The following is a 24,187-nucleotide window of genomic DNA, read 5'->3' as shown; positions in this document are numbered from 1 at the left end:
CTTCCCGGAGACGGAGACCGGGTGGTTGAAGACGGTCACGCCCGTGCGACTCGTGTGTCCAGTCGTTCGCCGCCGCCGTCGGCACTCCACCCGGAAGATCGTCCGGACCCGGCCGACGAGACTGGCCCGTGGCTGGCGGTCGCGGTCGCCGCGGCGCTGTGTTGGGTCGTGTTGGTCCTCTTCGAGCGTCGGCTGCTCGTCGTCGGCTCCTCGCCGTGGGCGCTGGTCCGCAGCGCGTACTCGCTGTTGGTGGCGCCGCTCGTCGCCGCCACCTGCTACCAGGACGACCGCGTCCGCTCGGCCGTCGGCGCGGGGGTCGGGCGCGCCCGGTGGCTCTACGTCGGCGTCGCGCTCCTGTTCCCGCCGGTGATCGGCCTCTACCTGGCGCACCGGCGCCTGTTCACCGCGCCGGGCGGCGAGGAACGGTAGCTCTCTGTGGCCACTCTCGCGGGAGTCGGGAGTGTGGAGACGGTCGTCGGTCTGCGACGTGCCGACCGCCCCACAGTTCGGGGTACACTCTTGTCGGTCGGGACCGACACACGACCCGTGGACGACTACGATCGGCTCTACGAGGTGTACGACAGGTTCGACACCGAGGAGTTGCGGGCGTACCGCGAGTTCGTCGACCTGTTCCCGCCGTTGTCGTCGCCGGTCGCGCTCGATCGGTGGGACGAGGCGACCGCGCGACTCGCAGAGCGGCGCAGCGAGATCGTGGCCGCGTTCGACGACGGGGAGCGTCTGGCAGAGATCGCCGCCCGCGCGGACCGCACGACCGCGTTCACCGCGCTCGACCTCCGCGGGAAGTACGGCCGCGCGGTGAACGCGCTCGTGTTGGACGTCGACGAGACACTCCGATCGGCCGGCGACACGGACAACGAGATCCCACGCGAGACACTCCACCTCCTGACGGAGTTCGTCGAGCGGGGCGTCCCGCTCGTGATCTGTACCGGCCAGACGCTGGAGAACGTGAAGGGCTTTCTCGTCCAGGGACTCGGCAACGAACTCGTCCACTCCGGCGACGTGTCCGTGGTGTACGAGGCCGGCGCCGGGGTGTTCACGCCCGGTCACGGCGCCGACACGAAGCGGTTGCTGTACGACGACCTCCCCGAGGACAGTCGTGGCGTCGTCGACGACGTGCGGTCGCGCGTGCTCCGGGCGGCGCCGGAGTCGATCCGTCGCGGCTGTCACCTCCAGGGGAACGAGTTCAACGTCACGCTCAAGCCGAACCACGAGACCGGCGGCCCGGACGCGGCGGCGGTGATCGACGAGGGGGTGGTCCACCTGCTGGATCTCGTCGGCGAGGCGGTCGCGGACCGTGTCGCGGTCGGCGAGGTCGAGACGACTGCTCCTCCGGCGAGCGAGGCGGCCGTCCGCGCGACACACTACGACGGGGACGCAGCGGACGGCGAGGACGACGAGTCGCTCGACGACCCGGCACCGGGAGCGGCGGTCGCGCGGGCGTTCTTCGCCGACGCGGACCCGGAGGTCGCGGGCGCACTCGCTCGCGAGGGCGGTGCAGTCGCAGCGGCGGTGCCGGACGCTGCCGCCGACCTCCTCGGACGACTGGACGTGGCGCTGTACTACGCCGACGCGGCCGAACTGGCGGTGCGCGCACTCGACAAGGCACAGGGTGTCGCGGCCGCACTGGACGTGCTCGGGATCGACGACCCGTTCGTCGCGGTCGTCGGCGACAGCAAGTCGGACCTGCGAGCGATGGAGTGGGCCGCGGACCGCGACGCGGGCATCGCTGCGGCTCCGGCCCACGCCTCCGAGCGGGTGCTCGAACACGTCCGCGCGACAGACGAGTTGGTGTTCCCGCCCGGCGAAGCCGCGACGCTGCTCCGGACCATCTGGGCGCTGAACTGTCTCGTGGACGACGAGTTCGAGGCCGCGGGCGCCGATCGCCGGACGCGCGAGGAGTGAGCGCAGTCGGTCGCGTCGCCCCGTGGGTGGCCCCCTGGGTCGACGGTGGGAGTGTCCGGGGACCTCGGTCCAGAATCCAGTCGAACGACGCGCTCGCGGTCGTCTGCCGTCCGTCCGACGGGACGCGGGCTGTGCGCCGGATTTATACCGAGTCGCTGGCCAATCGTTGGTATGAGTCTGCCGGAGGCACTCCAGCGGGAGCTGGGGGAGGAAGACCCCGTCGCGCGCGTCGGCCTGGGGGGCGACGACGAACTGTTCGTCACGCCGACGCGGACGCTGATCTACCGGGCCGAGGGGTTGCTCTCCGACGAGTCCGTCGAGAGCTACCCACACGACGCCGAGCGGCTCACCGTGACGGAGAAGCGACGGAAGGCGAAGCTCACACTCGACTACGGACTGGACGGCGAGCGGTCCGTCTCCGTCCCGCGGAACGCACTCGACGACGTACTCCACCCGGTGCTCGCGGGTGTCCTGGCGGCGGCCGACACCACCGACCCCGGTGAGACGGTCGAACGGACGTTCCGCTTCTCCGAGTTGACACTCGTCGTCACGAGCCGGCGACTCGTCAAACACGTCGGCTCGGCGGTGTGGGACGACGAGGCCGAGGAGTACCACTACGACGACGTGACGGACGTGAACTTCGAGGAGGGGAGCGTCTCCACCTCCGTCGTGCTGAGCGTCGACGGCCGACAGGAGCGGTTCAAGACGCCCAGCGACGAGACGCGGGCGTTGCGGGAGACACTCACGCAGGCCCTGTTCGACCACCACGGCGTCCGGACGCTCTCGGAGTTCCGCGAGTCGGTCGCCGACGACGAGCCCGAGCACGAGACCGGCGCCGAGTCGACCGGCGCCGACTCGCTCGGTACTGCGGGCGACGACGAGGTCGACTTCGGCGGTGGCCCGGACCCGTTGTCGGCGGACCCGGCTGAGGTCGACGACCCGGACAACGCGACGCGGGCCGACGACGGGGACGCGGACACCGCGGTGGCGGGTGCCGTCGACGGTGCCGGCTCGGGCGAGAGCGCCGGACGGGTCGTCTCGGAGGAGGCCGGAACGGGTGGGGCAGCCGGCGCCGGCGGGCAGACGGCGGCCGAGGAGGCGGCACGGGCGGTCGAGCGGGAGCCGGACGCGTTCGCCGACTCGGAGTTCGAGGCGGCGGCGCCGGAAGACGACCTCGCGGAGGAGGTCGCCGAACTCCGCCGGACCGTCGAGGACCAACAGCGGGAGCTCGCCCGCCAGAGCGACCTCATCGAACAGTTGATCGAGGAACTGCGTCGCGGTCGGTAGCTCGTCTGGCTCGCCCGCCCGAGACTGTCGCCGTCTCCGTCACGCTCGCCGCGGGCGACCGGCGCCAGTCAGTCTCGCCCGGTCACCTTCCGCACACACGAGGAGCCGAACGGGCCCACCTCGCCGGTGTCGAACTGGACGAAGTGCCCCGTCGACAGCGACTTCCCGCAGCGGCGGCAGTCGTAGTCACCCTCCCGGCGGACGACCCGGCGCTCCAGGGCGATCGTCGGGCCACGGGTCCGACGCCGCACCGTCGCGCCGTCGCGGTCGATCACGCCGCGCGTGTCCGCAGTGTCGAGAATCTCCCTGACGAGCGCGGGGTCCGTCGTCACGGTCTCGACGCGGTCGACGGCGTCGGGCAGCGGGAGCGTCTCGTCGCCGAGCCGAGCCAGCAGTTCGACGCCCAACTCGACGGTGTCCGCTCGGGGGCGTCCCGGCGGATCGCGGACGACGGCGTCCGGATCGAGTCGATCGTCGTCCGCGGACGGCGAGTCGTCCCCCGTCTCGCTCTCGCCGTGGTCGACAACTTCGTCGGTGCCGCCGTCCCCGTCGTGATCGGCGGCCGCGAAGCTCTCGAGGTCGACGGTCTGGTCGGCCCGGTCTCCGTCGTCGCGCGCCACGGCGGCCGTTGCGGTCGCGTCGGCTTAACCTCCCCGACGGCAGGCGCCCGGCGACGGGACGGACACGAGAGGCACGGCGCCGGGACCGGTACCGTCCGTTCGGTCGGGTGCCGACACTCCTCCGAGTGGTTCGACGACCCGAACCCGCAGTATTTTATCACTGGAGGGAGAATGCCGAGCTACCAGAGCCCGCGGGACATACGGGCCGGACGCGGTGTCCGGTCGCGTACAGCGGGGCCGCAGAACCGACGCGCTGTAAGACGCCGGGGTTCACAGTCACCCGTGTTCCCGGGGTGTTCCGTACGAGCAGGCCTCCGAGCGGCGGAGGATTCGGACGCTCGCAACCGACGCAACCGACAACAAATGCAGATCGAAATCGCGACGATCGGCGGCTACGAGGCCGTCGGTCGACAGATGACGGCGGTGAAGGCCGGTAGCGACGTGGTCGTGTTCGACATGGGGCTCAACCTCTCGCAGGTCCTCATCCACGACAACGTCGAGACCGAGAAGATGCACAGTCTGGACCTCATCGACATGGGGGCCATCCCGGACGACCGCGTGATGTCCGACCTCGAGGGCGACGTGCAGGCGATCGTGCCGACGCACGGCCACCTCGACCACATCGGGGCCATCTCGAAGCTCGCCCACCGGTACGACGCGCCCATCGTGGCGACGCCGTACACGATCGAGCTCGTCAAACAGCGGATCCAGTCCGAGAACAAGTTCAACGTCGACAACGACCTCGTGAAGATGGGTGCCGGCGGGACGATGTCCATCGGCGACAGCGGCGTCGAGTTGGAGTTCGTCAACGTCACCCACTCGATCATCGACGCGATCAACCCGGTGTTGCACACGCCGGAGGGGTCGGTCGTCTACGGCCTCGACAAGCGGATGGACCACGACCCGGTCATCGGCGACCCGATCGACATGGAGCGGTTCCGCGAGATCGGCCGCGAGGGCGAGGGTGTCCTCGCGTACATCGAGGACTGTACCAACGCGGGCCGCAAGGGCCGCACCCCGAGTGAGTCCGTCGCGAAGCGCCACCTCCAGGACGTGATGCACTCCGTCGAGGACTACGACGGCGGGATCGTGGCGACGACGTTCTCCAGCCACATCGCCCGTGTGCGGAGTCTCGTGGAGTACGCCGACGAGATCGGCCGCCAGCCGGTGCTGTTGGGACGCTCGATGGAGAAGTACTCCGGGACGGCCGAGCGACTCGACTTCGTCGACTTCCCGGACGACCTGGGGATGTACGGCCACCGGAAGTCCGTCGACCGGACGTTCAAGCGGATCATGAAGGAGGGGAAGGAGGACTACCTCCCGATCGTCACGGGCCACCAGGGGGAGCCGCGTGCGATGCTCACCCGGATGGGGCGTGGCGAGACGCCGTACGAGTTCGACGACGGCGACAAGGTGATCTTCTCGGCACGGGTGATCCCGGAGCCGACGAACGAGGGGCAGCGCTACCAGTCCGAGCGGCTCCTGAAGATGCAGGGCGCGCGGATCTACGACGACATCCACGTGTCGGGACACCTCCGCGAGGAGGGTCACTACGAGATGCTGGACGCACTCCAGCCGCGCAACGTGATCCCGGCCCACCAGAGCATGGAGGGGTTCGCGCCGTACGTGGACCTGTGTCGCGACGAGGGGTACTCGCTGGGGCGTGACCTGCACGTGACACAGAACGGTAACGTCATCACGCTGGTCGAGTGACCACCGAACGATGACCCAGGACGCGATGGAGAAGCGGGTGCTCGACGCGGTCCGTGAGCGGCGGGAGTTGGTCAACGAGGCCGTCGACGAGGACCTCCCCATGGCGGAGCCGGAGCGGCTCTACGAGGCGACCCGGTACATCATCGAGGCCGGCGGGAAGCGCCTCCGGCCGACGGTGTCGCTGTTGGTCGGGGAGTCGTTGGGTGACGTGGCCCCGATGACGGCGGACTTCCGGTCGTTCCCGGCGCTGGACGGGTGGGAGTTCGACCTCCTGCGGGCCGCGTTGAGTGTCGAGGTGATCCAGTCGTTCACCCTGATCCACGACGACATCATGGACGAGGACGACCTGCGGCGGGGCGTCCCGGCGGTCCACGTGGAGTACGACACCGAGACGGCGATCCTGGCGGGTGACACGCTGTACGCGAAGGCGTTCGAGATGATCTCGGACACCGGCGCGCGCCCGGAGAACGAGGTCGCGGCGATGCACCGGCTCGCCTCCACGTGTACGCGGATCTGTGAGGGGCAGTCGTTGGACGTGGCCTACGAGAACCGGACGGACGTGACCCCCGACGAGTACCTGGAGATGGTGGAGCTGAAGACCGCCGTGTTGTTCGGCGCCAGCGCCGCCATCCCGGCGAGTCTGATGGGGGCCGACGACGAGGTCGTCCAGGAACTGTACCGGTACGGCACGGAGGTCGGCCGGGCGTTCCAGATCCAAGACGACCTGTTGGACCTGACGACTCCCTCGGAGAAGCTGGGCAAACAGCGTGGGTCGGACCTCGTCGAGGGGAAGGAGACGATGGTCACACTCCACGCCCGCCAGCAGGGTGTCGACGTGGACGGTCTGGTCGACGCCGAGACCCCCGAAGACGTGACCGAGGACGCCGTCGAGGAGGCCGTCGCCGTCCTCGAGGAGGCGGGGAGTATCGACTTCGCCCGCGACCGCGCCCAGGAACTCGCGGACGAGGGTCGCGACCGACTGTCGGCGTTGCCCGACAACGAGGCGCGTGCGCTGCTGGACGACCTCGCCGAGTACCTCATCTCGCGGAACTACTGACACCCGTCGCTCGGCGGCTCACTTCGTCTTCCCCACTGCCGGTCGGTAGTGGGTACGCCGACCGTGTCCGAGACCTCGGTGAGAACGGAGCGTCGTAGCGGAGGTGGAGCGTCGTAGAGACAACGGCGTGTCGCAGGAGGTGGCCGCGGACGGTCGAGCGGTCGCGGTCGTCAGATCCCGAAGTCGAGGTCGTCGTCGCCGTCGTCGTCCTCGCTGGGGTCGCCCTTGTCGAACTGCTTGAACGCCTGCTCGAACTCGCCGTGGTCGGAGAACTCCTCGATCTGCGTGTCGAGTTCGGCTTGGAGTTCGTCGTACCGCGCCTCGAGATCCGCGTACTCTTCCGACTCTTCGAGCGCGGCCTGCCCCTTCTCCGACTCGAGGACCGCCTTCTTCGAGGCGACGGCGTACAGCTCTTGGACACCACTGTCGTACTCGCTGCGCCGCAGCAGCGACTCGACGGTCTCCATCAGCTTCTCGCGGGTGACCGGCTTCACCAGGTAGTCGTCGAACCCCATCTCGACGATGTCGAAGTCGGGCTCGACGGCCGTGACCATCGCGACGCGGGCGTCGACGCCGCGATCGCGGACGGACACCAGCACCTCGTCGCCCGACAGGCCCGGCATCCGACGGTCGAGGAGGATCACGTCGATCTCCTCACTCAACTGGTCGATCGCCTCGTGACCGCCGTACGCCGTCCGGACGTCGTACTCGCCGCCGAGCCAGGCCGCGTACAGATCCGCGAGATCGGCCTCGTCCTCGACGACCAGCACTGACGGGAGATCCTCACTCATGTTCCGACAACTCCGTTTGTCACTGCGTCAATCACGTCCGGGGCTACGTCAAAGTACCCTTCGGCCGACGCTCCGGCCGTCGGCCGCGTCCGTCCCCGGCTCCCGACCACTGAGTCCATCGTGGGGACAGTCGTCTGGGTGTCAGATACCCCTTTCGGTTGTCGAGACCCGAACACGCGACACGCCTTCGTCGAACGGCCGACCGGTACTCCGGCGGAGACGTCACGTCGGTCGTCGACAACTCGCCGTCTCGTCGGTGGTGGAGACGCCACGTCGGCCGTCGGTCACTCTCCGACTCGTCGCTGTCGCCGGTGGCGCCAGTGTCGCCACCGACGGCAGATTTATACTCGTCACCGTGTGACGATATGGTCATGGCCGCACAGGCGATGGATCGCGTTCCGCGACCACGGTAGTTCTCTTGCGGGAGCGACACGAGCGACGTACCGACGGCGAGACGGACGGAAGCGACTGCTCTCTCGGCACGACACACATCGAACCCACTACTGCCGCCGGAGACGTGGACGGGAGTGGTACCGTGAGGGACGGACGAGTGACGACGCTGGAGACGGATCAGTATGAACGTGACAACGGCGACGACGACGGGACGTACGGCGATCGAACGGACGGGGATCGACGGCGTGGTGGTGAAACCGACGGAGACGGCGCCGCTGGCGGCGACCGACACGCCGTTCGATCTGGTGTGTGTCGACTACGAGGGGCGCGAGGCGCTCCCGGACGCGGAGACGCTGGCGGCGCTCGCGGACCGGACCACACTCCGCGTGACGACGCCGGTGCGTGCCGACGGGTTCGACCCGCTCGGCGACGACGGGCTGCTCGACAGACTCCCGGCGGACGCGCGACGGGTCCTCGTCGCGGGCCACGGCGCGTACCTCGACGATGCCGAGCAGGAGCGAGCCGTCGCGCCGCGACTCGGTGCCGCCGTCGAGACGGCGGCGGATCCGTGGGTCGGCACCGAGAGTGTCGAACGACTGGCGCTGGCCGCCGGCGGGGTACAGTACGAACTCCTCTCGCGGCGGACCGAGTCCGCCCTGCGTGGGCTGCGTGCCGCCGGCTTCGAGGGCGACGTGGCGGTGTACGCGCCGACGGTGCCGACGGACGACGAGGACGCGATCCTCGACGCCGTCGGGGCGTACGCGGCACGGCGCGGCCCCGTCCGGCGGGCGCTGCCGGACGACGCCGCGACCGACGCGAGTGCCTCGGGGCGCGCCAGAGAGGTGTTGACCCAGGCGGTCCGCGACTACGCGCTGGTCGGTGACCACGAGACCGTCGGCGAGCGCGTGTCGACACTCAAAGAGGCCGGTGCGGACCTCGTCGTCGGCTACCCCGCGGCCGGGATCGAGACGTTCACCGAGTGAGGAGACCGACGGCGGGAATCCGTCGGGGCTGACGACCAGACTCTCCGGGACTCGGAGACGAGAACCTGCGGTGATCGGCGACCAGAATCTCCGGGAGTCGGGGACGAGAACCTCCGAGAGTCGGAAGGTACTTCCCCGTGCCCCCGCCACTCGGAGACATGACGGACTACACGATCAGCGGTCGGTTCGAGACCCGAGAGGGCTCACAGCCGTTCGAACGGAGCGTCGACGCCCCCAACGAGAACGTCGCACGCGAGCACGTGCTCTCGCAGTTCGGCGCGGAACACAACCTCGACCGCGACAGCGTCGAGATCGAGGAGGTGTCGGCCGCATGAGTCTCGGTGGTGGCGGTGGGCAACAGCAGCTCCAGCAGATCGGGCAGGAACTCGAGGCCATCGAAGCGGAGATCGACGAACTCGACGACGAGATCGCCGACGTGCGCCAGGAACAGTCGGAGATCGACGAGGCGATCGAGGCGATCCAGACGCTCGAGTCCGGCTCGACGGTGCAGGTGCCGCTGGGCGGCGGCGCGTACCTCCGCGCCGAGATCCAGGACATCGACGAGGTCGTCGTCTCGCTGGGTGGCGGCTACGCGGCCGAGCAGGAACAGGACGACGCCGTCGACGCGCTGGAACGGAAACGCGACTCGCTCGACGACCGGATCGACGACCTCCGCTCGGAGAAGGGTGAGCTGGAGGCCGAGTCCGACGAACTCGAGGAGCGCGCCCAGCAGATGCAACAGCAGCTCCAACAACAGCAGATGCAGCAGATGCAGCAGATGCAGGACGACGACGAGTAAGCGATGTTCGACGGCCTGAAGGACAAGCTCTCCTCGTTCCGCGACGACGCGGCCGAGGAGGTCGACGAGAAGGCCGCCGAGGCCGAAGCGGAGGCCGACGCCGACTCTCCGGCCGCGAGTTCCGGGAGTGACGACGCCGCGGGCGGCGACACCGCGGCCGAGACGACCGACGACGCGGCTGCCGAGGCGGAGCCGAGCGAGGAGTCGGACGACGGGCCCGGCCGACTCAAGCGCGCGAAGGCGTTCGCGACCGGCCAGGTGATCGTCGAGGAGGGCGACCTGGAGGACCCACTCTGGGACCTCGAGATGGCCCTGTTGGACTCCGACGTGGAGATGAGCGTCGCCGAGGAGATCCTCGACACGATCCGCGAGAACATGATCGGCGAGACCCGCGCACAGGTCTCGACGACGGAGGAGTTGGTGACGGAGGCGCTCCACGACGCCCTGTTGGACGTGATCGCCGTCGGGCAGTTCGACTTCGAGGAGCGGATCGCACGGGCGGACAAGCCCGTGACGATCGTGTTCACCGGCGTCAACGGCGTGGGGAAGACGACGACCATCGCCAAGCTGTCGCGGTACCTCGAGGCCCGCGGCTACTCCTCGGTGATGGCGAACGGCGACACGTACCGTGCGGGCGCGAACGAGCAGATCCAGGAACACGCCGACGCCTTGGACCGGAAGCTGATCCGCCACGACCAGGGTGGTGATCCGGCGGCGGTGATCTACGACGCCGTCGAGTACGCCGAGGCGAACGACGTGGACGTGGTGTTGGGTGACACGGCCGGACGGCTCCACACCTCGAACGACCTGATGGAGCAGTTGGCGAAGATCGACCGCGTCGTCGACCCGGACATGACGCTGTTCGTCGACGAGGCGGTCGCGGGCCAGGACGCCGTCGAACGTGCCCGCGAGTTCGACGACGCGGCGGCCATCGACGGCGCGATCTTGACGAAGGCGGACGCAGACTCCTCGGGCGGTGCGGCGATCTCGATCGCGTACGTCACCGGGAAGCCGATCCTCTTCCTCGGTACCGGCCAGGGGTACGACCACCTGACGCGGTTCGACCCCGAGGCGCTCGTCGACGAACTGCTCGGTGAGAGCGACGACTGAGCCTCGCCGCACGTTCCCACCGAGCGTCGTGGTCCGAAACCGACACGGGCACCGGGGTCCGAGACGGTGGTGTGACGGGGATCACCGTCGTGCAACTGTCGCCCGCACTCGAGCCACTCGCCCAGTGGGGGCTCGGCGTCGCGCGTGCACTCGCGGGTGTCGACTACGCGACGGTTGTGCCGACCGCGGCGCGGCGGGTCGCGCGGATCGCCGTGTTGATCGGACTCGGAGTGTTCCTCGCGAACCTCGCAGTCGAGTACGGTGCCGTCGAGAAGATCGCGGGCGTCTCGCGGTACCTCACCGGCCCCGCGAACCTCCCGGACGAGGTCGGGACGGCGATCCTGACCACCGCCGCCTCGACGACGGCGGGGTACGGGATGCTCGCCGACTTCCGTGAGTCGGGGCGTCTCTCCGACCGAGCGACGCTCGTCGCCGTGACGATCAACACGTTCTTCGGGTTCACGCAGCACGTCTTCACCTTCTACGTCCCAGTGCTGATCCCGATTCTCGGCCCCGACGTGGGCGTGTTGTACGTCGGCACGCGTGGCGGAATCGCACTCGGGATCTCCCTCGTGGGAGTGCTCGCCGGTGCGGTGCTGTTGTCCGACGGCGACGTGGACGAGTCGGTCACCGTCGAGACGGAGTCGGACTCCGATCCGGAGACCGACCCCGAGACGGCACCCGACGGTGGGACGGAGGGGAGCGACGGGACGGACGAGACCGGTGAGGGCGACGAGGAGACGGAGCCGGGGGCAGTCGCCGCCGCGTGGGCGTCGACGGCGAGCAAACTCCGTCGGATCGTCCCGCGGCTGGCGGCCGTCTACCTGCTCGTGACGGTGTTGGCGGCCGCGGAGCTGTTCCGGTCGCTGTCGGCCGCCGCGGGGCCGCTGGCGGAGGTGACGGGACTCCCGGCGGCGGCGGTGCCGGTGATCGTCGTGTTCGCGTTCGACACGACCGCGGGCGCGGCCACCGTCGCGCCGCTGATCGGTGACACACTCACCGTCGACCAGGCGGTCGTGACGATGCTGTTGGGTGGGATCGTCACCTTCGCCGTCTCGACGTTCAAGCGCTCGATCCCGTTCCAGTACGGTATCTGGGGCGCCTCGTTCGGCTCGAAGGTGATCGTCGTCAACACCGTGCTGAAGGTCGTGTTCATTTCGGCGGCCGTGGTCGCGTTCCTGGTGTGACACCGGCGTCGCGCGACTCGACACTCTCTCGTCCGGCCTGGGTCACGTGAACCGACTACCCGTGGTGTCGCCTCTCCGTGACTCGCTCGAAACGGACTTCCACGGACTCACTCTCGTGTGTGCAGTTCTCGAACTAGTCTACAGTGTCGATTGTACTTCTCACTCGTTAATTGCTAAAATCGAATACTATATAACATTTGAACCGGCAACAGTAGATCAACGCTCGTAGTGAGCGTCACTAGGTACGAACCATGGTAATCGACTCGATCATCGACGGGATCAAGCGCGCACTGAGCAAGGAACAGCGGTCGATAGAGCGGAGTGCCAAGAAGAAAGCCCGCAGCAAGACCAAAGACGCCGTGGACAAGGCGAAGGGGGACGACAAGAAGAACTCCAGCAGTGGGAGTAGCAGTAGTAGTGACAGTAGTAGCAGCGGAAGTAGCAGCAGTTCGAGCAGCAACTGACGAGACGGGGCTTCGTGGACCACGTCGCCGACCCCACGAGACGTTCTCTTCGGCGTCGACGACACCGACGAGTAGCCTGGTGGTTCTGAATCGGGTTCGTCGGTCGACGGTGTCGACGGATCAGACGGAGTCCGAGTCGGCCACGACCGTGGACCGTGACCGGACAGGCGGTGTCGCACGGACGAACAAGCCTTTACCCCAGCGCGCACCTACCTCGGGCAAATGGTACTCGACAACCTCGGGAGTTCTCTGCGGGACAGTCTCGACGACCTCCGCGGGAAGTCGCGCATCGACGAGGAGGACGTCGAGAACGTCGTCCGCGAGATCCAGCGGTCCCTGCTGTCGGCGGACGTGGAGACGGACTTGGTGATGCAGTTGTCCGGCGACATCGAACAGCGCGCTCTCGAAGAGGAGCCGCCGGGTGGGACGACCGCACGCGACCACGTCCTCCGGATCGTCTACGAGGAACTGGTCGACCTGGTCGGCGAGTCGACGGAGGTGCCCTTGGAGAACCAGACGATCCTCCTCGCGGGACTCCAGGGGTCGGGGAAGACCACCTCCGCCGCGAAGATGGCGTGGTGGTTCTCGAAGAAGGGGCTCCGCCCGGCCGTGATCCAGACGGACACGTTCCGCCCCGGTGCCTACGACCAGGCCAAGCAGATGGCCGAACGCGCGGAGGTGTCCTTCTACGGCGACCCCGACGCCGAGGACCCCGTCCAGATCGCCCGCGACGGACTCGAGGCGACCGAGGAGGCGGACGTCCACATCGTCGACACCGCGGGGCGACACGCGCTGGAGGAGGACCTGATCGCGGAGATCGAGGAGATCGAACGCGTCGTCGACCCGGACCGCTCGTTGCTCGTGTTGGACGCCGCCATCGGACAGGGAGCGAAAGATCAGGCCCAGGAGTTCGAGCGCGCCATCGGGATCGACGGCGTCGTCGTCACCAAACTCGACGGGACGGCGAAGGGTGGCGGTGCCCTGACGGCCGTCAACGAGACGGGGTCGTCGATCGCCTTCCTCGGCTCTGGCGAGACCGTCCAGGACATCGAGCGGTTCGAGCCGAACGGGTTCATCTCCCGGCTGCTCGGGATGGGGGACCTCAAGCAGCTCTCCGAACGCGTCGAGCGCGCGATGGAAGAGACCCAAGAGGAGGACGACTGGGACCCCGAGGACATGATGGAGGGTGACTTCACCCTCGTCGACATGCGCAACCAGATGAAGGCGATGGACCGCATGGGACCCCTCGACCAGGTGTTCGACATGATCCCTGGGTTGGGCGGCGGCGGGCTGATGGACCAGTTGCCCGACGACGCGATGGACGTGACCAAAGACCGGATGCGGAACTTCGAGGTCATCATGGACTCGATGACGGATCGAGAACTCGAAGACCCAAACCGGATCGGGCAGGACCGCCGTGAGCGCATCGCCCGCGGTGCGGGTGTCGACGTCGAGCGCGTCGACGAACTGCTCGACCAGTACCAGATGATGAAGCGCACCTTGGAGCAGTTCCAGGGGATGGGCGACGGCGACATGCAACGGATGATGCAGAAGATGCAGCAGGGCGGCGGCGGTGGCGGCGGCGGGATGGGCGGGATGGGACCGTTCGGCGACTAACGGGAGTCGCTGGCTGCAGCCAACGCCTCTTCCACGGAATCGGCCGTGTCCGCGGTGACGCCGTCGATGTCGTCCACCTTGCTCCGCAGCGCCATCTTCTTGATCCCCTCCGAGACGACGATCCGCTCGTCGATTCCGAACTCCGTGCCGACACGGGCGGCCTCCCGCGCACGGTCGAACACGTCGCTGCTCAGCGGTGACTCCATCCGCAACACCGAGACGTGTGTCTCGACGGCCGACTGTGACGCGAGTTCCTCGAACTGCTCGTTGACGGCCGCGAACGTCTCGTCCGCCACCTCGACGTCGGCACCGAAGTCGGCAACCAGTGCGTTCCCTTCCGTGTAGAGTTCCCAGTCGGACACGGTTCGGGTCACTCCCTCTGGCGGTATCAATACGGCGGTCGACACGATCCGCGTGTGACTCGCCTGCGAGCGTGTCGGGTGAGTGCTGGTGGATATGTCAGATCCGTTTGAGATTACTGCTCTATTTCTTGTACGACTATTACAGTCTGTTCGACACTACTATCGTATTTGGATTGTGGGACAGCAAAACTCTACGAAACACTGTTATAATAGGATTTCGTAGAGTTTTGCGTGCGCTTCGTCACGTCGGACCTACAGGTGCTCGTCGGTCTCGAGGCGGGAGCGCGTCAGTATCAGGGTCTGACAGATCGAACCGGGCTCGCACGGTCGACAGTCTCCCGAAGCGTGACCCGTCTGTCGGACCACGGAATCGTCGAGCAGAGTCAGGACGGACGAACAGTGACCGTCCGTCCGGGGCCGACGAGCATCGTCGACAGAATTGCCGCTGTGCGTGAGTCGGTGCCACAACTCGGGCTTCAGGAGTTTCTGACGATGGCTCGACTCCGGGTGCTCTGGTTTCTCACAGCACCTCGAACAGCGTCGGAGATCGCGCAGTTCACCGATGTCGGAGAGGCTCGTGTGAGACAGGTTCTGACAGAGCTACGGCGACGGCAGATTGCGACCGAGACAGAGACAGGGGTGCGTCTCCGGCCGAAGTACGAGCCACTACAGTCACTCGCCCAGAGTGTGTTTGACGTGTTCCACGCAGCCGAAATACAGAGAGAGTGGCCGGAATCGACGGTCGTCTGGACGGCACCACACGAAACGTTGTTCACCGCTCCGTCGTTCGACGGAGCCGACTCTCTCGACGGGACAGTCACCCAGACAGGATTAGACCAGTTCACGCAGTGGGGCCTCGAATTCCGAAGTTCGTCCACACCACTCTACTACCGTTCGACACACTCCGAGGAGACGACACTGACCGCGATGGATGTCATCGCGCACACGCTCTGCCGTCGGGCGGACAACAGACGAGTAGAGTACAGTGCCGTGTTACTCGCGGAGGCCGTCACGGAAGAGCCGTTCTCACAGGATCGGTTTCGCAAGCTCGGAACCCACTACGGCGTCAGCGAGATCGTAGAGTGTCTCCCGTCGCTCGTCGTCGCGAGTACCGAACCGGGGGAGGTCGATCGACGACGTACCTCGATAGAGACCGCGGGCACGACAGACAGAGGTCAAGTGGATCTATCTGCGTTCACTCGCAGCCTGCTCCCGTCGCCGGGCCGCGTTCGAGACACAGCGGTGCAGTACGGTGTCGATATCTCGACGGCCAGTGAGAAATTGGGGGACCTCGGCGATGGTTCTTTATTCGAAGAGTAAAATCGAGGGTTAGATGACAGAGCCACCGGAGAACTACAGTACTGAATCTCAGTTGCGCCAGACGTTCGAGGAACTCGGATCGACACTGGAACACCCAGCGGAGGCGTACCTGATCGGGGGTGGTGCGATGACGCTCCGTGGGACGAAGCCGTCGACCAAAGATGTCGATCTCGTGACTGCCGACGAAGATTCGTTTCGTCGGATCGAGGCGGCACTGCTCGACGCAGAGTACAGTGTCGACGGGGAGGTTGCAGAGGAGTACGAGTCTCTCGGTGCGACGACCGTCCTGAAACGGGAGGACGGAGGACACGTCGACCTGTTCGACAGACAAGTCGCACTGAAACTCGAGTTCTCCGAACGGATGCAGTCCCGGGCGACCGAACTGCTGAGCGTCGACGAACTCACCGTGTCGGTGTGTGCCCCCGTCGACATCGCACTGTTCAAGATGATGACACCACGCCCGGACGACACGCGCGACGTTCGAGACATCATCACGGCGAATCCGAACTCGTTCGACTGGGAGACGATCCACGAGGAGTTCAAGTCGCAACTCCCGCTCAACGCCGGGACTCGTGAGTACGAGTGGCTGATGGAAGACAAACCACACCCGATCGTTCAGTTCGAACTGACGCTTCGACGTCTCGACGGTGTGCCGAGTGAGTTGGAACAGACAGTTCGTCGAATTGCAGACACTGTCGAAGCAGAGGGTTACATCGTGCAGCGACTTCTCCGTGTCGAGTCGACGACGCCAGAACGACTCCGCGAACACGTCGTGGAAGCGAACCCGACAGTTCCAGAACACGTCGACCGCGCACTCGATTCGTTGACCGACAAGAACGTCGTCTCACGGGACGGTAATACGGTCGAACTGGGGACGGCGTGGGCAGACGACGCGTCGTGATCGTGGTCTACGCCGGGTCGAACAACGTCTCACCCTCGACCATGTGCGCTTCCACCACGTCCATGTCCAGCGTCACGCCCAACCCGGGTTCTTCTGGAATCTCGACGGAGCCGTCGACGATCACGTCCTCCTCTACGAGGTCACCCCACCAGTCGAGTTCGTAGGAGTGGAACTCCACGGCCAGCGAGTTGGGGATCGCCGCGCCGACCTGTGCGGAGGCCATCGTCGCCACCGGCGAAGAGACGTTGTGCATCGCCACCGGCACGTAGTACTGGTTCGCCACGTCCGCTATCTTCCGCGTCTCGCGCATCCCACCGACCTTCGGCAGGTCCGGCGCGACGATGTCGACCGCCTGGGTCTCGATCAGGCGTCGCTCCTCCGTCACTCGGTAGCGGTTCTCCCCGACGGCGATGGGCGTCGTCGTGGACTTCGTGACCTCCTCTTGGACCTCGAGGTTCTCCGGCGGCACGGGGTCTTCGAGCCACCACACGTCGTACTCCTCGATGGCGTCCGCGAGCCGCTTCGCGCTCCCGCCCGAGAACGTCCAGTGACAGTCGAACGCCACGTCCGCGCGGTCCTTCACGCGCTCGGTCACTTTCTCGACGATCTCCGCCTTGTGCCGAATCTCGCCCGGTCGCAGGTGGCGGTTCGCGCGGTCCTTCTCGTGGCCCGAGGGTACGTCCAGGTCGAACTTCAGGGCGTCGTACCCCAACTCCTCGACGACGCGCTCGGCCTCGTCGGCACACGCCTCGGGGTCCGCCTCCGCCTCGGTGTGACAGTCGTTGTACACGCGCACCTCGTCGCGGTACTTCCCGCCGAGCAGCTGGTAGGCGGGCACCTCGAGGATCTTCCCCGCGAGGTCGTGGAGTGCGATCTCGATCCCGGCGATCGCGGTGACGGTGACCCCCTCGACGGTTCCCTCGCCGGACATCTTCTGGATCAGGTGCTCGTACAGCCGGTCGATGTCCAGCGGGTTCTCCCCGCGGAGGAACGGCGTCATCCGCTCGATCAACTCCGGCACGCCCGCACCCCAGTACGCCTCGCCGGTCCCGACGATCCCGGCGTCCGTGTAGATCCGGACGAGCGTCCACGGGAAGTTCCCGTCGACCATCGTACACTGTACGTCCGTGATCTCCACGTCGCGGCCGCCCCCGCGCTTCGCGGTCGCACCCATCGTCTCCGCGGAGAGTTCCCGCATCGTGTACTCCGCGTTCGGATCGTGGAGCGACTCGTAGTCTCTCGCCATGCCTCGACCTTCACTCGGCTGGGGGTAAACCTTGCGTCGGCCGTCGCCACCCGGGTCGCGGGTCTCGCCTCGCCCGGCCAGCCCCACTCGCCCACACCACCAGTGTCGCCCCGTCGGGACGACCCCGTGTCGCACCGCCGGCGCGTGTCGCGCCAGCAGAGCCACCGTGTCACGTGCCGTACTGCCGAGACTTTCACCACGGCACGCGCTCGATACACTCGTGTGTACCTGGAACGGCGCGGCGGGCAGCAGATCGTGTGACTACGGGACGTGTCCACACCCGGCCGCGATCTCGGGTCGTTCTCGGACGGAAACCGGCGATACCTACGTGCCCGTTCGATACACGTCTCTCCGTCTGTACTGTTAGACTCTCGGCAATCTCTCACCGACTAACAAATTAGGTTCACAGCTTACCCCTGTGTACATCCACCCTGCGGGTACATGTCGGAACGAACCTCGACATCGCGACGGAGCGTACTCAAACTGGGCGCGGCCGCAGTCGGCGGGACCGCGCTGGGCGTCGGGAGCGCGACCGCGGAGTCGGCGACGTGGGAGTTGTCGACGTCCCCGGTCGACGCGACGCTGTACGACGTGGAGTCGACGACGCGGAACGCCTTCGCCGTCGGTGGCGGCGGCGTCGTGATCGAGCGGACGGACCAGGGCTGGGTCAAGGTCGTCGACGGCGGCCCCACGGGCAACGGCAACAGCCTCTACGGCGCGGACGTGACCGACGACGGCAAGCGCCTCTGGTTCGTCGGTTCCTCCGGCGCCATCGGCGAGTACGACGTCCAGACGGGGAACCTGGAGAGCTACTCCGCTCCGAACGACGTGACGAACAACTTCAACGACGTGGCCGTCACCGGGAACGCCGACGAGGCGAACGTCTACGTCGCCGGTGACTCCGGCTCCGTCTACTACTCCTTCGAGAACGGTGCGACGGGCACCTGGAACTCCGTCTCCGTCGGACAGGGAGCGGCGATCCAGTCGATCGACTTCTTCGACGGCCGGAAGGGACACCTCGTCAACGGCAACGCGAAGGTGTTCTACACGGGCGACGGCACGACCTGGAACCGCACGGGCATCGCGGACGCGGACGTGTCGCTGTACGGCGTCGACTCCAACGCGAAAGACGACGTGTGGGTCGCCGCCGGCTCCGGCGTGATCTACCACTACGAGCCGGACGCCGAGGGGACGCCGAAGTGGTTCCGCAACAAGATCTCGAAGCGCACCTTCCGCGACGTGGAGGTCGACGCGGGCGACGGCTACGCGGCCGGCGCCAGCGGCGCCATCTACGACCGCGAGAACGGCTCGTGGTCCGAGGACGAGACGCCGAACGGCCAGACCCTGCGTGCCATCGTCGACCAGGACGGCAACGACATCGCCGTCGGTGCCTCCGGGACGATCGTCGAGACGAACCCGGACGCAGAGGCCGACTCCCCGTCGTCCGGTGGCTCCCAAGAGGGTGATGCCGGTCGGATCGGCCGCACCAGCACCCAGACGAGCGGGTCGAAGACGCTCACCTTCACGCTGGAGAACGTCGGCGAGCAGAGCGTCACGCTCGACCAGTGGGCGCTGGAGACGAACGTCCAGGTCGAGACGATCAAGCGCTCCGGCCCCGAGGTCACCGTGGACGGCAACGCGGTTCACGGAGACAAGCAGGGCTTCCCGGTCGACTCGACGCTCCGGAGCTTCGCCAACCCGCCGACGCTGGCGGCCGGCGAGACCGGGACGTTCGACTTCGGAAAGTACGACAACGGCAACGTCGCTCTGACCGTGAACCCAGTTCAGGAGCGCCCGAGCGGCGACTACATCAGCGCGACGCTCACCTACGCCGACGGGACCGACGAGACGTTCTTCTTCGAGGTCACGAACGTCAACTCGTAACGACCACGAGTCGACACGCGGCGAGTCGGTCGCCGCGCCGCGCCGTGCCGGGGCGGTGACCGTCGCGAGGCAGGACGCCTCGTGCCCCACGAGCGGACGCGAGGGTGGGCACCTCGCGACCGCTCGAGCGCCGCGGGGATAGGTGCCTCGCGGCCCACCGGCAGCGCGTGGCCGTTCGCCGCGCGATCCACTACCAGCGCGCGGCTGGCCGCCGCGCGATCCACCTGCCGTCACGAGTCACTTTTTACGGACCGCCGGCCAACGAGTCGGTATGCACTACGACGAGGCGACGAACTTCCTCTTCGACCTCCGTCGCTTCCAGGTCGACCCGGGGACGGCGTCCGTCCGGGCGTTGCTGGCGGAGCTGGGCGACCCCCACGAGACGCCGACGGTCGTCCAGGTCGCGGGGTCGAACGGGAAGGGGAGCGTCGCGCGGATGGTCGCGTCCGTCCTGCGGGAGACGGACCGGCGCGTCGGGCTGTACACGTCGCCGCACTTCGAGGACCTCCGCGAGCGAATCCGCGTCGACGGGCGGCCCATCCCGGAGGCGGCCGTGACGGAGTTCGTCGAAGAGGTCCGCCCGTGGCTGGTCGAGCGGGCCGCGGACGGGGAGCCGTTGACCTTCTTCGAGGTCGTCACCGCGATGGCGCTGTGGCGATTCGACCGCGCGGACGTGGACGTGGCCGTCTTGGAGGCCGGGATGGGGGGAGAACTCGACGCGACGAGCGTCGTCGAACCGGACGCGGCCGCCGTGACGAACGTCGCACTCGAACACACGTCCGTGCTCGGGGAGACGGTCCCGGAGATCGCCCGTAGCTTCGCTCCGGTCACACCCGCCGACGCGCCGCTGGTCACCGCCGCGAGCGGCGAGGGGTTGGCGACGCTCCGTGAGGCGGTCGACGAACTGGTCACCGTCGCCGGGCCTGGTGTCGAGAGCGACGTGACTCGGAACGCGGACGGCGACGACTCGGCCGACACGACCCCAGAGCCGGCGGGACCCACGATCCGTACGAGCTACGAGGGCCGGGAGAGCCACCAGGAGTCGCGGATCGGACTGGACGCAGCCGACTGGGAGTTGTCGGCGCGACTGCCGCTGTTGGGGGCCTACCAGGCGACGAACGCGGGCGTCGCGACGGCGCTGCTCCGCCAACTAGGCGTGACGGACACGGGAACGATCCAGCGTGGGTTGCGGAACGCGACGTGGCCGGGCCGGTTCGAGGTGGTGGAGACGGAGCCGACAGTCGTGTTGGACGGCGCGCACAACCCGGCCGCGTGTGCGGCGTTGGCCGACACCGTCGCGGAGTTCGACCACGGCGACTGTCACGTCGTGTTCGGAGCGATGCACGACAAGGATCACGGGGAGATGGCCGCGGCGCTCCCGTCGGCGGCGACGGTCCGCACCTGTACACCCGGCTCGTCCCGAGCGGCCGACCCCGCCGCCTTGGCTCGCGTCTTCGAACGAGAGACGGACGCGACGGTGTACCGTGGCGACGGGGGTGTCGACGGACGCGGAGACGGACACGGAACTGCCGCCGACGAGGGTGTGGGCGACGAGAGTGACGACACCGCAGCTACTGGCGGCGACGGCGGTATCGGTGGCGAGGGTGTCGACGACTCCGTGGTGGCGGCGCTGGCGGCGGCCAGGGCGGACGCGGCTCCCGAGGATCTGGTCCTCCTCACCGGTTCGCTGTACTGTGTCGCCGCCGCCCGCGCCGAGTGGACGCGGACGGTGACACGCCGCCAGGTCGACGACGGCGCGGACGCCCGCGAGGTGTTGGACGGCGTCCACGCCACACCCGAGACCGTCACCAGGCGGGCGGCGGAGACGGTCCACGAGGTCGTCGAGACGCGCCTGGACGGGGAGCGCGCCCGGACGCTCCGGGACGCCGCGAACGACGCCGACGTGACGGTCGCCGCGAGCGGGTTCGACGACCCCGGTCGGACAGTGCGGGTCGTCCTCGCCGGCACCCACGCGGGGTTCCGGCGACTGTGTGGTGCCCTCCGGGACCGCGGGCTGGCGTTCCACGGCGTGGCCGACGACCTCGGAGACGCAGTGTTCGGGGAGGGGGACCGCGACGGCCGCACTGGGCGAACGGAGAGAGACCGCGACGATGCGGACGACGCGGCCGAGTCGTACCCGTGGGAGACCGGCACGGCGGTGATGGGCGTGTTGAACGTCACGCCGGACTCCTTCCACGACGGCGGCGAGTACTACGACATCGAGGACGCGGTCGCCGGAGCACGGGAGTTGGTCGCGGCGGGCGTCGACGTGGTCGACGTGGGCGGCGAGAGCACCCGTCCCGGCGCGGACCCGGTCCCGGTCGACGAGGAGATCGAGCGGATCGTCCCCGTGATCGAGGCCGTCACGGACGCCGAGCCGGACGTGCTCGTCTCGGCCGACACGCGCAAGCCGGCGGTCGCCGAGGCGGCACTCGACGCCGGGGCGGACGTGCTCAACGACGTGACCGGGCTCGCGGACCCGGAGATGCGCTTTCTCGCCGCCGAGCGGGACGTGCCGGTGATCGTGATGCACAGCATCGACGCGCCGGTGGTGCCGGACAAGGAGGTGGAGTACGACGACGTGGTGCGGGACGTGATCGCCGAGTTGCGCGAGCGGGTCCTGCTCGCGGAGGAGGCGGGCGTCCCACGGGAGAACGTGATCGTCGACCCCGGCCTCGGATTCGGGAAGACGGCCGCCGAGAGCTTCGAACTGTTGGGTCGCGTCGACGAGTTCCACGCGCTCGGCTGTCCGGTGTTGATCGGCCACTCTCACAAGTCGATGTTCGAGTTCGTCGACGGCGAGACGGGTGACGCACTCCCGGAGACGGTCGCCGGGACGGCCGTCGCGGCGGCCAACGGCGCCGACCTGGTTCGGGTCCACGACGCCCGCGAGAACGTCCAGGCGGTGCGTGTCGCCGCCGCGGCGGCCGACCCGGACGGGTTCGCAGAACGGTTCCACGGCGGTGAGTGACGTGTCCGGAGAGACGGAGTCCGAGGCAGGGGAGTCCGAGGCGAGAGACTCCGAGGCAGGGGAGTCCGAGACGGGGGAGCCCGAGGAGACGGAGTCGGGAGAGACGAGGTCCGAGACGAGAGAGTCCGAGACGGCCACGGCGGGCCCGTACGAGGCGGTGACTGCCTATCCGGAGGGAGAGACGACGGCCGCGCGGTACGTCGCGACCGCCGCCGAGTACGGCTTCGACGGGGTGGTCGTCCGGACGCGCGCGGCGGCGAGCGGCGCCGAGGACCTGCGAGCGACCGCGGAGATCGACGTGGCGACGGGTGTCGAGATCGACGCGGACGACCCGGCGTCGGCCAGCGGGGCGGTGGGGAACTTCCGGCCGGATCACGACGTGGTGATCGTCCGCGGCGGGACACCGGAACTGAACCGGTTCGCCGTCGAACAGGACCGCGTCGACGTGTTGGCGACGCCGATGCGTGGTGACGGCGACTTCAACCACGTCCTCGCGAAGGCGGCCAGGGACAACCGTACGCACGTGGAAGTGAACCTCGGGCCGGTGCTCCGGCGTGCGGGCGGCGACCGCGTCCAGCACCTCCAGGCGTTGCGGAAACTCCGCGAGTTGCTGACGTACTACGACGCGCCGTTCGTCGTCTCGGCACGCGCAGAGAGCCACCTCCAACTACGCGCGCCCCGGGAGCTGGTCGCCGTCGGGCAGCAGGTCGGGTTCGAGCCGGACGCCGTCCGGCGGGGACTCGCGGCGTGGGGGGCGGTCGTCCGGGAGAGTCGGCGGCGTCGCTCCGAGTCGTTCATCACTCCGGGCGTCACACGTGGGAGGTATGAAGAAGACGATCGGTGAACACGCGGACCGGTTCTCGGAGGCGGCCCCGGAGTACGACGACTCGAAGAGCGAGGAGTACGAGGCGTGTGCCAGTCTCGTGATCGACCGCGCCGCGCCGAACCACACGGACACCGTGTTGGACCTCGGGACCGGCACCGGTGCCATCGCGCTGGCGCTCGCCGAGGACGCCGACCGGGTGGTGGGACGCGACGTGAGCGACGGGATGCTCGCGGAGGCGCGCCGGAAGGCCGACGAGCGCGGGATCGAGAACGTGACGTTCGACTACGGAGAGTTTCGGGCGCCGGAGTACGACGGCCCCGCCCAGATCGTGACGACGAACTTCGCGCTCCACCACCTGAGCGACGCGGAGAAGCGGGAGGCCATCGAGACGTTCGCGGCGCTGGACGGCGGCGGGACACCCTCGCGGTCCGACTCCGTCGGGCCGCGCCGGATCGTGCTCGGCGACGTGATGTTCTTCGACGAGCCGAACCCCGCGGAGCCGTTCTACGACCCCGAAGTCGACGACCCGTCGACGGTCGGGACGCTCGTCGACGCGTTCACCGACACCGGTTACGCCGTGACACGGGTTGACCGCGTCCACGACCAGGTGGGTGTGATCACCGCCGAGCGCGTCGTCTCCGGCGGTCGGGAGACGTGACTGGGCGTCTCGCGGACTCCCAGAACGTGACCCGGCGTCTCGGGAGTCCGACCGGCGTGCAGTCCCGATTCGTAC

21 protein-coding genes and 2 pseudogenes are annotated in these 24,187 nt (G+C 68.0%); 19 read left to right on the top strand and 4 right to left on the bottom strand.

Annotation, left to right across the window (positions count from 1 at the left end; genetic code table 11):
- Window positions 1-54: 54 nt before the first annotated feature.
- From RYH80_RS03840 to RYH80_RS03830, 3 genes are all read left to right on the top strand, one after another.
- Window positions 55-429: a hypothetical protein gene (locus RYH80_RS03840; RefSeq protein ID WP_370902537.1), complete on the top strand. Its 375-nt coding sequence runs from the start codon at window positions 55-57 to the stop codon at window positions 427-429.
- A gap of 117 nt (window positions 430-546) precedes the next feature.
- Entirely contained in the window at window positions 547-1,923 is a 1,377-nt protein-coding gene (locus tag RYH80_RS03835) for an HAD family hydrolase (RefSeq protein ID WP_370902536.1), read from the top strand.
- Window positions 1,924-2,094: 171 nt separating this feature from the next.
- Window positions 2,095-3,210: a DUF7115 domain-containing protein gene (locus tag RYH80_RS03830; protein WP_370902535.1), complete on the top strand. Its 1,116-nt coding sequence runs from the start codon at window positions 2,095-2,097 to the stop codon at window positions 3,208-3,210.
- Window positions 3,211-3,278: 68 nt separating this feature from the next.
- On the opposite strand, the gene RYH80_RS03825 is transcribed toward RYH80_RS03830, so the two are convergent.
- Window positions 3,279-3,617, bottom strand: a complete 339-nt coding sequence (locus tag RYH80_RS03825) for a DUF5830 family protein (protein WP_370904648.1) — start codon at window positions 3,615-3,617, stop codon at window positions 3,279-3,281.
- 576 nt (window positions 3,618-4,193) lie between these two features.
- On the opposite strand from RYH80_RS03825, the gene RYH80_RS03820 reads away from it, so the two are divergent.
- Together RYH80_RS03820 and idsA3 are read left to right on the top strand one after the other, a co-directional pair.
- Complete coding sequence (locus RYH80_RS03820) at window positions 4,194-5,543, top strand: RNase J family beta-CASP ribonuclease (protein ID WP_370902534.1); 1,350 nt, start codon at window positions 4,194-4,196, stop codon at window positions 5,541-5,543.
- Window positions 5,544-5,553: 10 nt separating this feature from the next.
- Window positions 5,554-6,600 (top strand): geranylfarnesyl diphosphate synthase, encoded by a 1,047-nt coding sequence (idsA3, locus tag RYH80_RS03815; RefSeq protein ID WP_370902533.1) that lies wholly within the window; start codon window positions 5,554-5,556, stop codon window positions 6,598-6,600.
- Window positions 6,601-6,770: 170 nt separating this feature from the next.
- On the opposite strand, the gene RYH80_RS03810 is transcribed toward idsA3, so the two are convergent.
- Window positions 6,771-7,391, bottom strand: coding sequence for a HalX domain-containing protein (locus RYH80_RS03810; RefSeq protein ID WP_370902532.1), 621 nt, complete (start codon window positions 7,389-7,391; stop codon window positions 6,771-6,773).
- 575 nt (window positions 7,392-7,966) lie between these two features.
- On the opposite strand from RYH80_RS03810, the gene RYH80_RS03805 reads away from it, so the two are divergent.
- The 7 genes from RYH80_RS03805 (at window position 7,967) to RYH80_RS03775 (ending at window position 13,944) form a co-directional block, all read left to right on the top strand.
- Window positions 7,967-8,767, top strand: coding sequence for a DUF7388 family protein (locus RYH80_RS03805; protein WP_370902531.1), 801 nt, complete (start codon window positions 7,967-7,969; stop codon window positions 8,765-8,767).
- Window positions 8,768-8,925: 158 nt separating this feature from the next.
- A complete protein-coding gene (gene rpl18a, locus RYH80_RS03800; protein ID WP_370902530.1) occupies window positions 8,926-9,102 on the top strand; it encodes a 50S ribosomal protein L18Ae in 177 nt (58 codons plus the stop codon).
- A complete protein-coding gene (gene pfdA / locus RYH80_RS03795; RefSeq protein WP_370902529.1) occupies window positions 9,099-9,566 on the top strand; it encodes a prefoldin subunit alpha in 468 nt (155 codons plus the stop codon). Before rpl18a ends, pfdA begins: the two co-directional genes overlap by 4 nt.
- A gap of 3 nt (window positions 9,567-9,569) precedes the next feature.
- Window positions 9,570-10,676, top strand: coding sequence for a signal recognition particle-docking protein FtsY (gene ftsY, locus RYH80_RS03790; protein ID WP_370902528.1), 1,107 nt, complete (start codon window positions 9,570-9,572; stop codon window positions 10,674-10,676).
- Window positions 10,677-10,852: 176 nt separating this feature from the next.
- Window positions 10,853-11,863 carry a nucleoside recognition protein gene (locus tag RYH80_RS03785; RefSeq protein ID WP_370904647.1) on the top strand — a complete coding sequence of 337 codons (1,011 nt, stop codon included), beginning with the start codon at window positions 10,853-10,855 and terminating at the stop codon, window positions 11,861-11,863.
- A 251-nt stretch (window positions 11,864-12,114) separates the two neighbouring features.
- Complete coding sequence (locus tag RYH80_RS03780; RefSeq protein WP_370902527.1) at window positions 12,115-12,327, top strand: hypothetical protein; 213 nt, start codon at window positions 12,115-12,117, stop codon at window positions 12,325-12,327.
- A gap of 222 nt (window positions 12,328-12,549) precedes the next feature.
- On the top strand, window positions 12,550-13,944 hold the full coding sequence (locus tag RYH80_RS03775) for a signal recognition particle protein Srp54 (RefSeq protein ID WP_370902526.1): 1,395 nt from the start codon (window positions 12,550-12,552) through the stop codon (window positions 13,942-13,944).
- On the opposite strand, the gene RYH80_RS03770 is transcribed toward RYH80_RS03775, so the two are convergent.
- A complete protein-coding gene (locus RYH80_RS03770; RefSeq protein ID WP_370902525.1) occupies window positions 13,941-14,306 on the bottom strand; it encodes a hypothetical protein in 366 nt (121 codons plus the stop codon). The genes RYH80_RS03775 and RYH80_RS03770 overlap by 4 nt on opposite strands.
- Before the next feature lie 231 nt (window positions 14,307-14,537).
- Between RYH80_RS03770 and RYH80_RS20130 the strand changes: the two are divergent.
- The 3 genes and pseudogenes from RYH80_RS20130 to RYH80_RS03760 form a co-directional block, all read left to right on the top strand.
- Window positions 14,538-14,675 (top strand): annotated as a pseudogene (locus tag RYH80_RS20130) (hypothetical protein); the annotation flags it as partial.
- A gap of 30 nt (window positions 14,676-14,705) precedes the next feature.
- The gene (locus RYH80_RS03765) at window positions 14,706-15,626 is read left to right on the top strand and encodes a hypothetical protein (protein WP_370902524.1); all 921 of its coding nucleotides are present in this window, start codon (window positions 14,706-14,708) and stop codon (window positions 15,624-15,626) included.
- Window positions 15,627-15,639: 13 nt separating this feature from the next.
- Window positions 15,640-16,527 (top strand): DUF6036 family nucleotidyltransferase, encoded by an 888-nt coding sequence (locus RYH80_RS03760; protein ID WP_370902523.1) that lies wholly within the window; start codon window positions 15,640-15,642, stop codon window positions 16,525-16,527.
- 7 nt (window positions 16,528-16,534) lie between these two features.
- Here the strand turns inward: RYH80_RS03760 and RYH80_RS03755 are convergent, their stop codons facing one another.
- Window positions 16,535-17,773: a mandelate racemase/muconate lactonizing enzyme family protein gene (locus RYH80_RS03755; protein WP_370902522.1), complete on the bottom strand. Its 1,239-nt coding sequence runs from the start codon at window positions 17,771-17,773 to the stop codon at window positions 16,535-16,537.
- Window positions 17,774-18,214: 441 nt separating this feature from the next.
- Between RYH80_RS03755 and RYH80_RS03750 the strand changes: the two are divergent.
- The 4 genes and pseudogenes from RYH80_RS03750 to RYH80_RS03735 all read left to right on the top strand — a co-directional run.
- Window positions 18,215-19,183: pseudogene (locus tag RYH80_RS03750) on the top strand (WD40/YVTN/BNR-like repeat-containing protein); the annotation flags it as partial.
- 745 nt (window positions 19,184-19,928) lie between these two features.
- Window positions 19,929-22,628 (top strand): dihydropteroate synthase, encoded by a 2,700-nt coding sequence (gene folP, locus RYH80_RS03745; RefSeq protein WP_370902521.1) that lies wholly within the window; start codon window positions 19,929-19,931, stop codon window positions 22,626-22,628.
- 157 nt (window positions 22,629-22,785) lie between these two features.
- Window positions 22,786-23,472: an RNase P subunit p30 family protein gene (locus RYH80_RS03740; RefSeq protein ID WP_370904646.1), complete on the top strand. Its 687-nt coding sequence runs from the start codon at window positions 22,786-22,788 to the stop codon at window positions 23,470-23,472.
- A complete protein-coding gene (locus RYH80_RS03735; RefSeq protein WP_370902520.1) occupies window positions 23,453-24,112 on the top strand; it encodes a class I SAM-dependent methyltransferase in 660 nt (219 codons plus the stop codon). Before RYH80_RS03740 ends, RYH80_RS03735 begins: the two co-directional genes overlap by 20 nt.
- The last annotated feature ends 75 nt before the right edge of the window (window positions 24,113-24,187 follow it).

The sequence above is a fragment of the Halobaculum sp. MBLA0147 genome, assembly GCF_041361345.1.
Taxonomy (GTDB): domain Archaea; phylum Halobacteriota; class Halobacteria; order Halobacteriales; family Haloferacaceae; genus JAHENP01.
The sequence above is the reverse complement of the archived record's forward strand: the minus strand, read 5'-3'. Positions and strand labels throughout refer to the sequence as shown.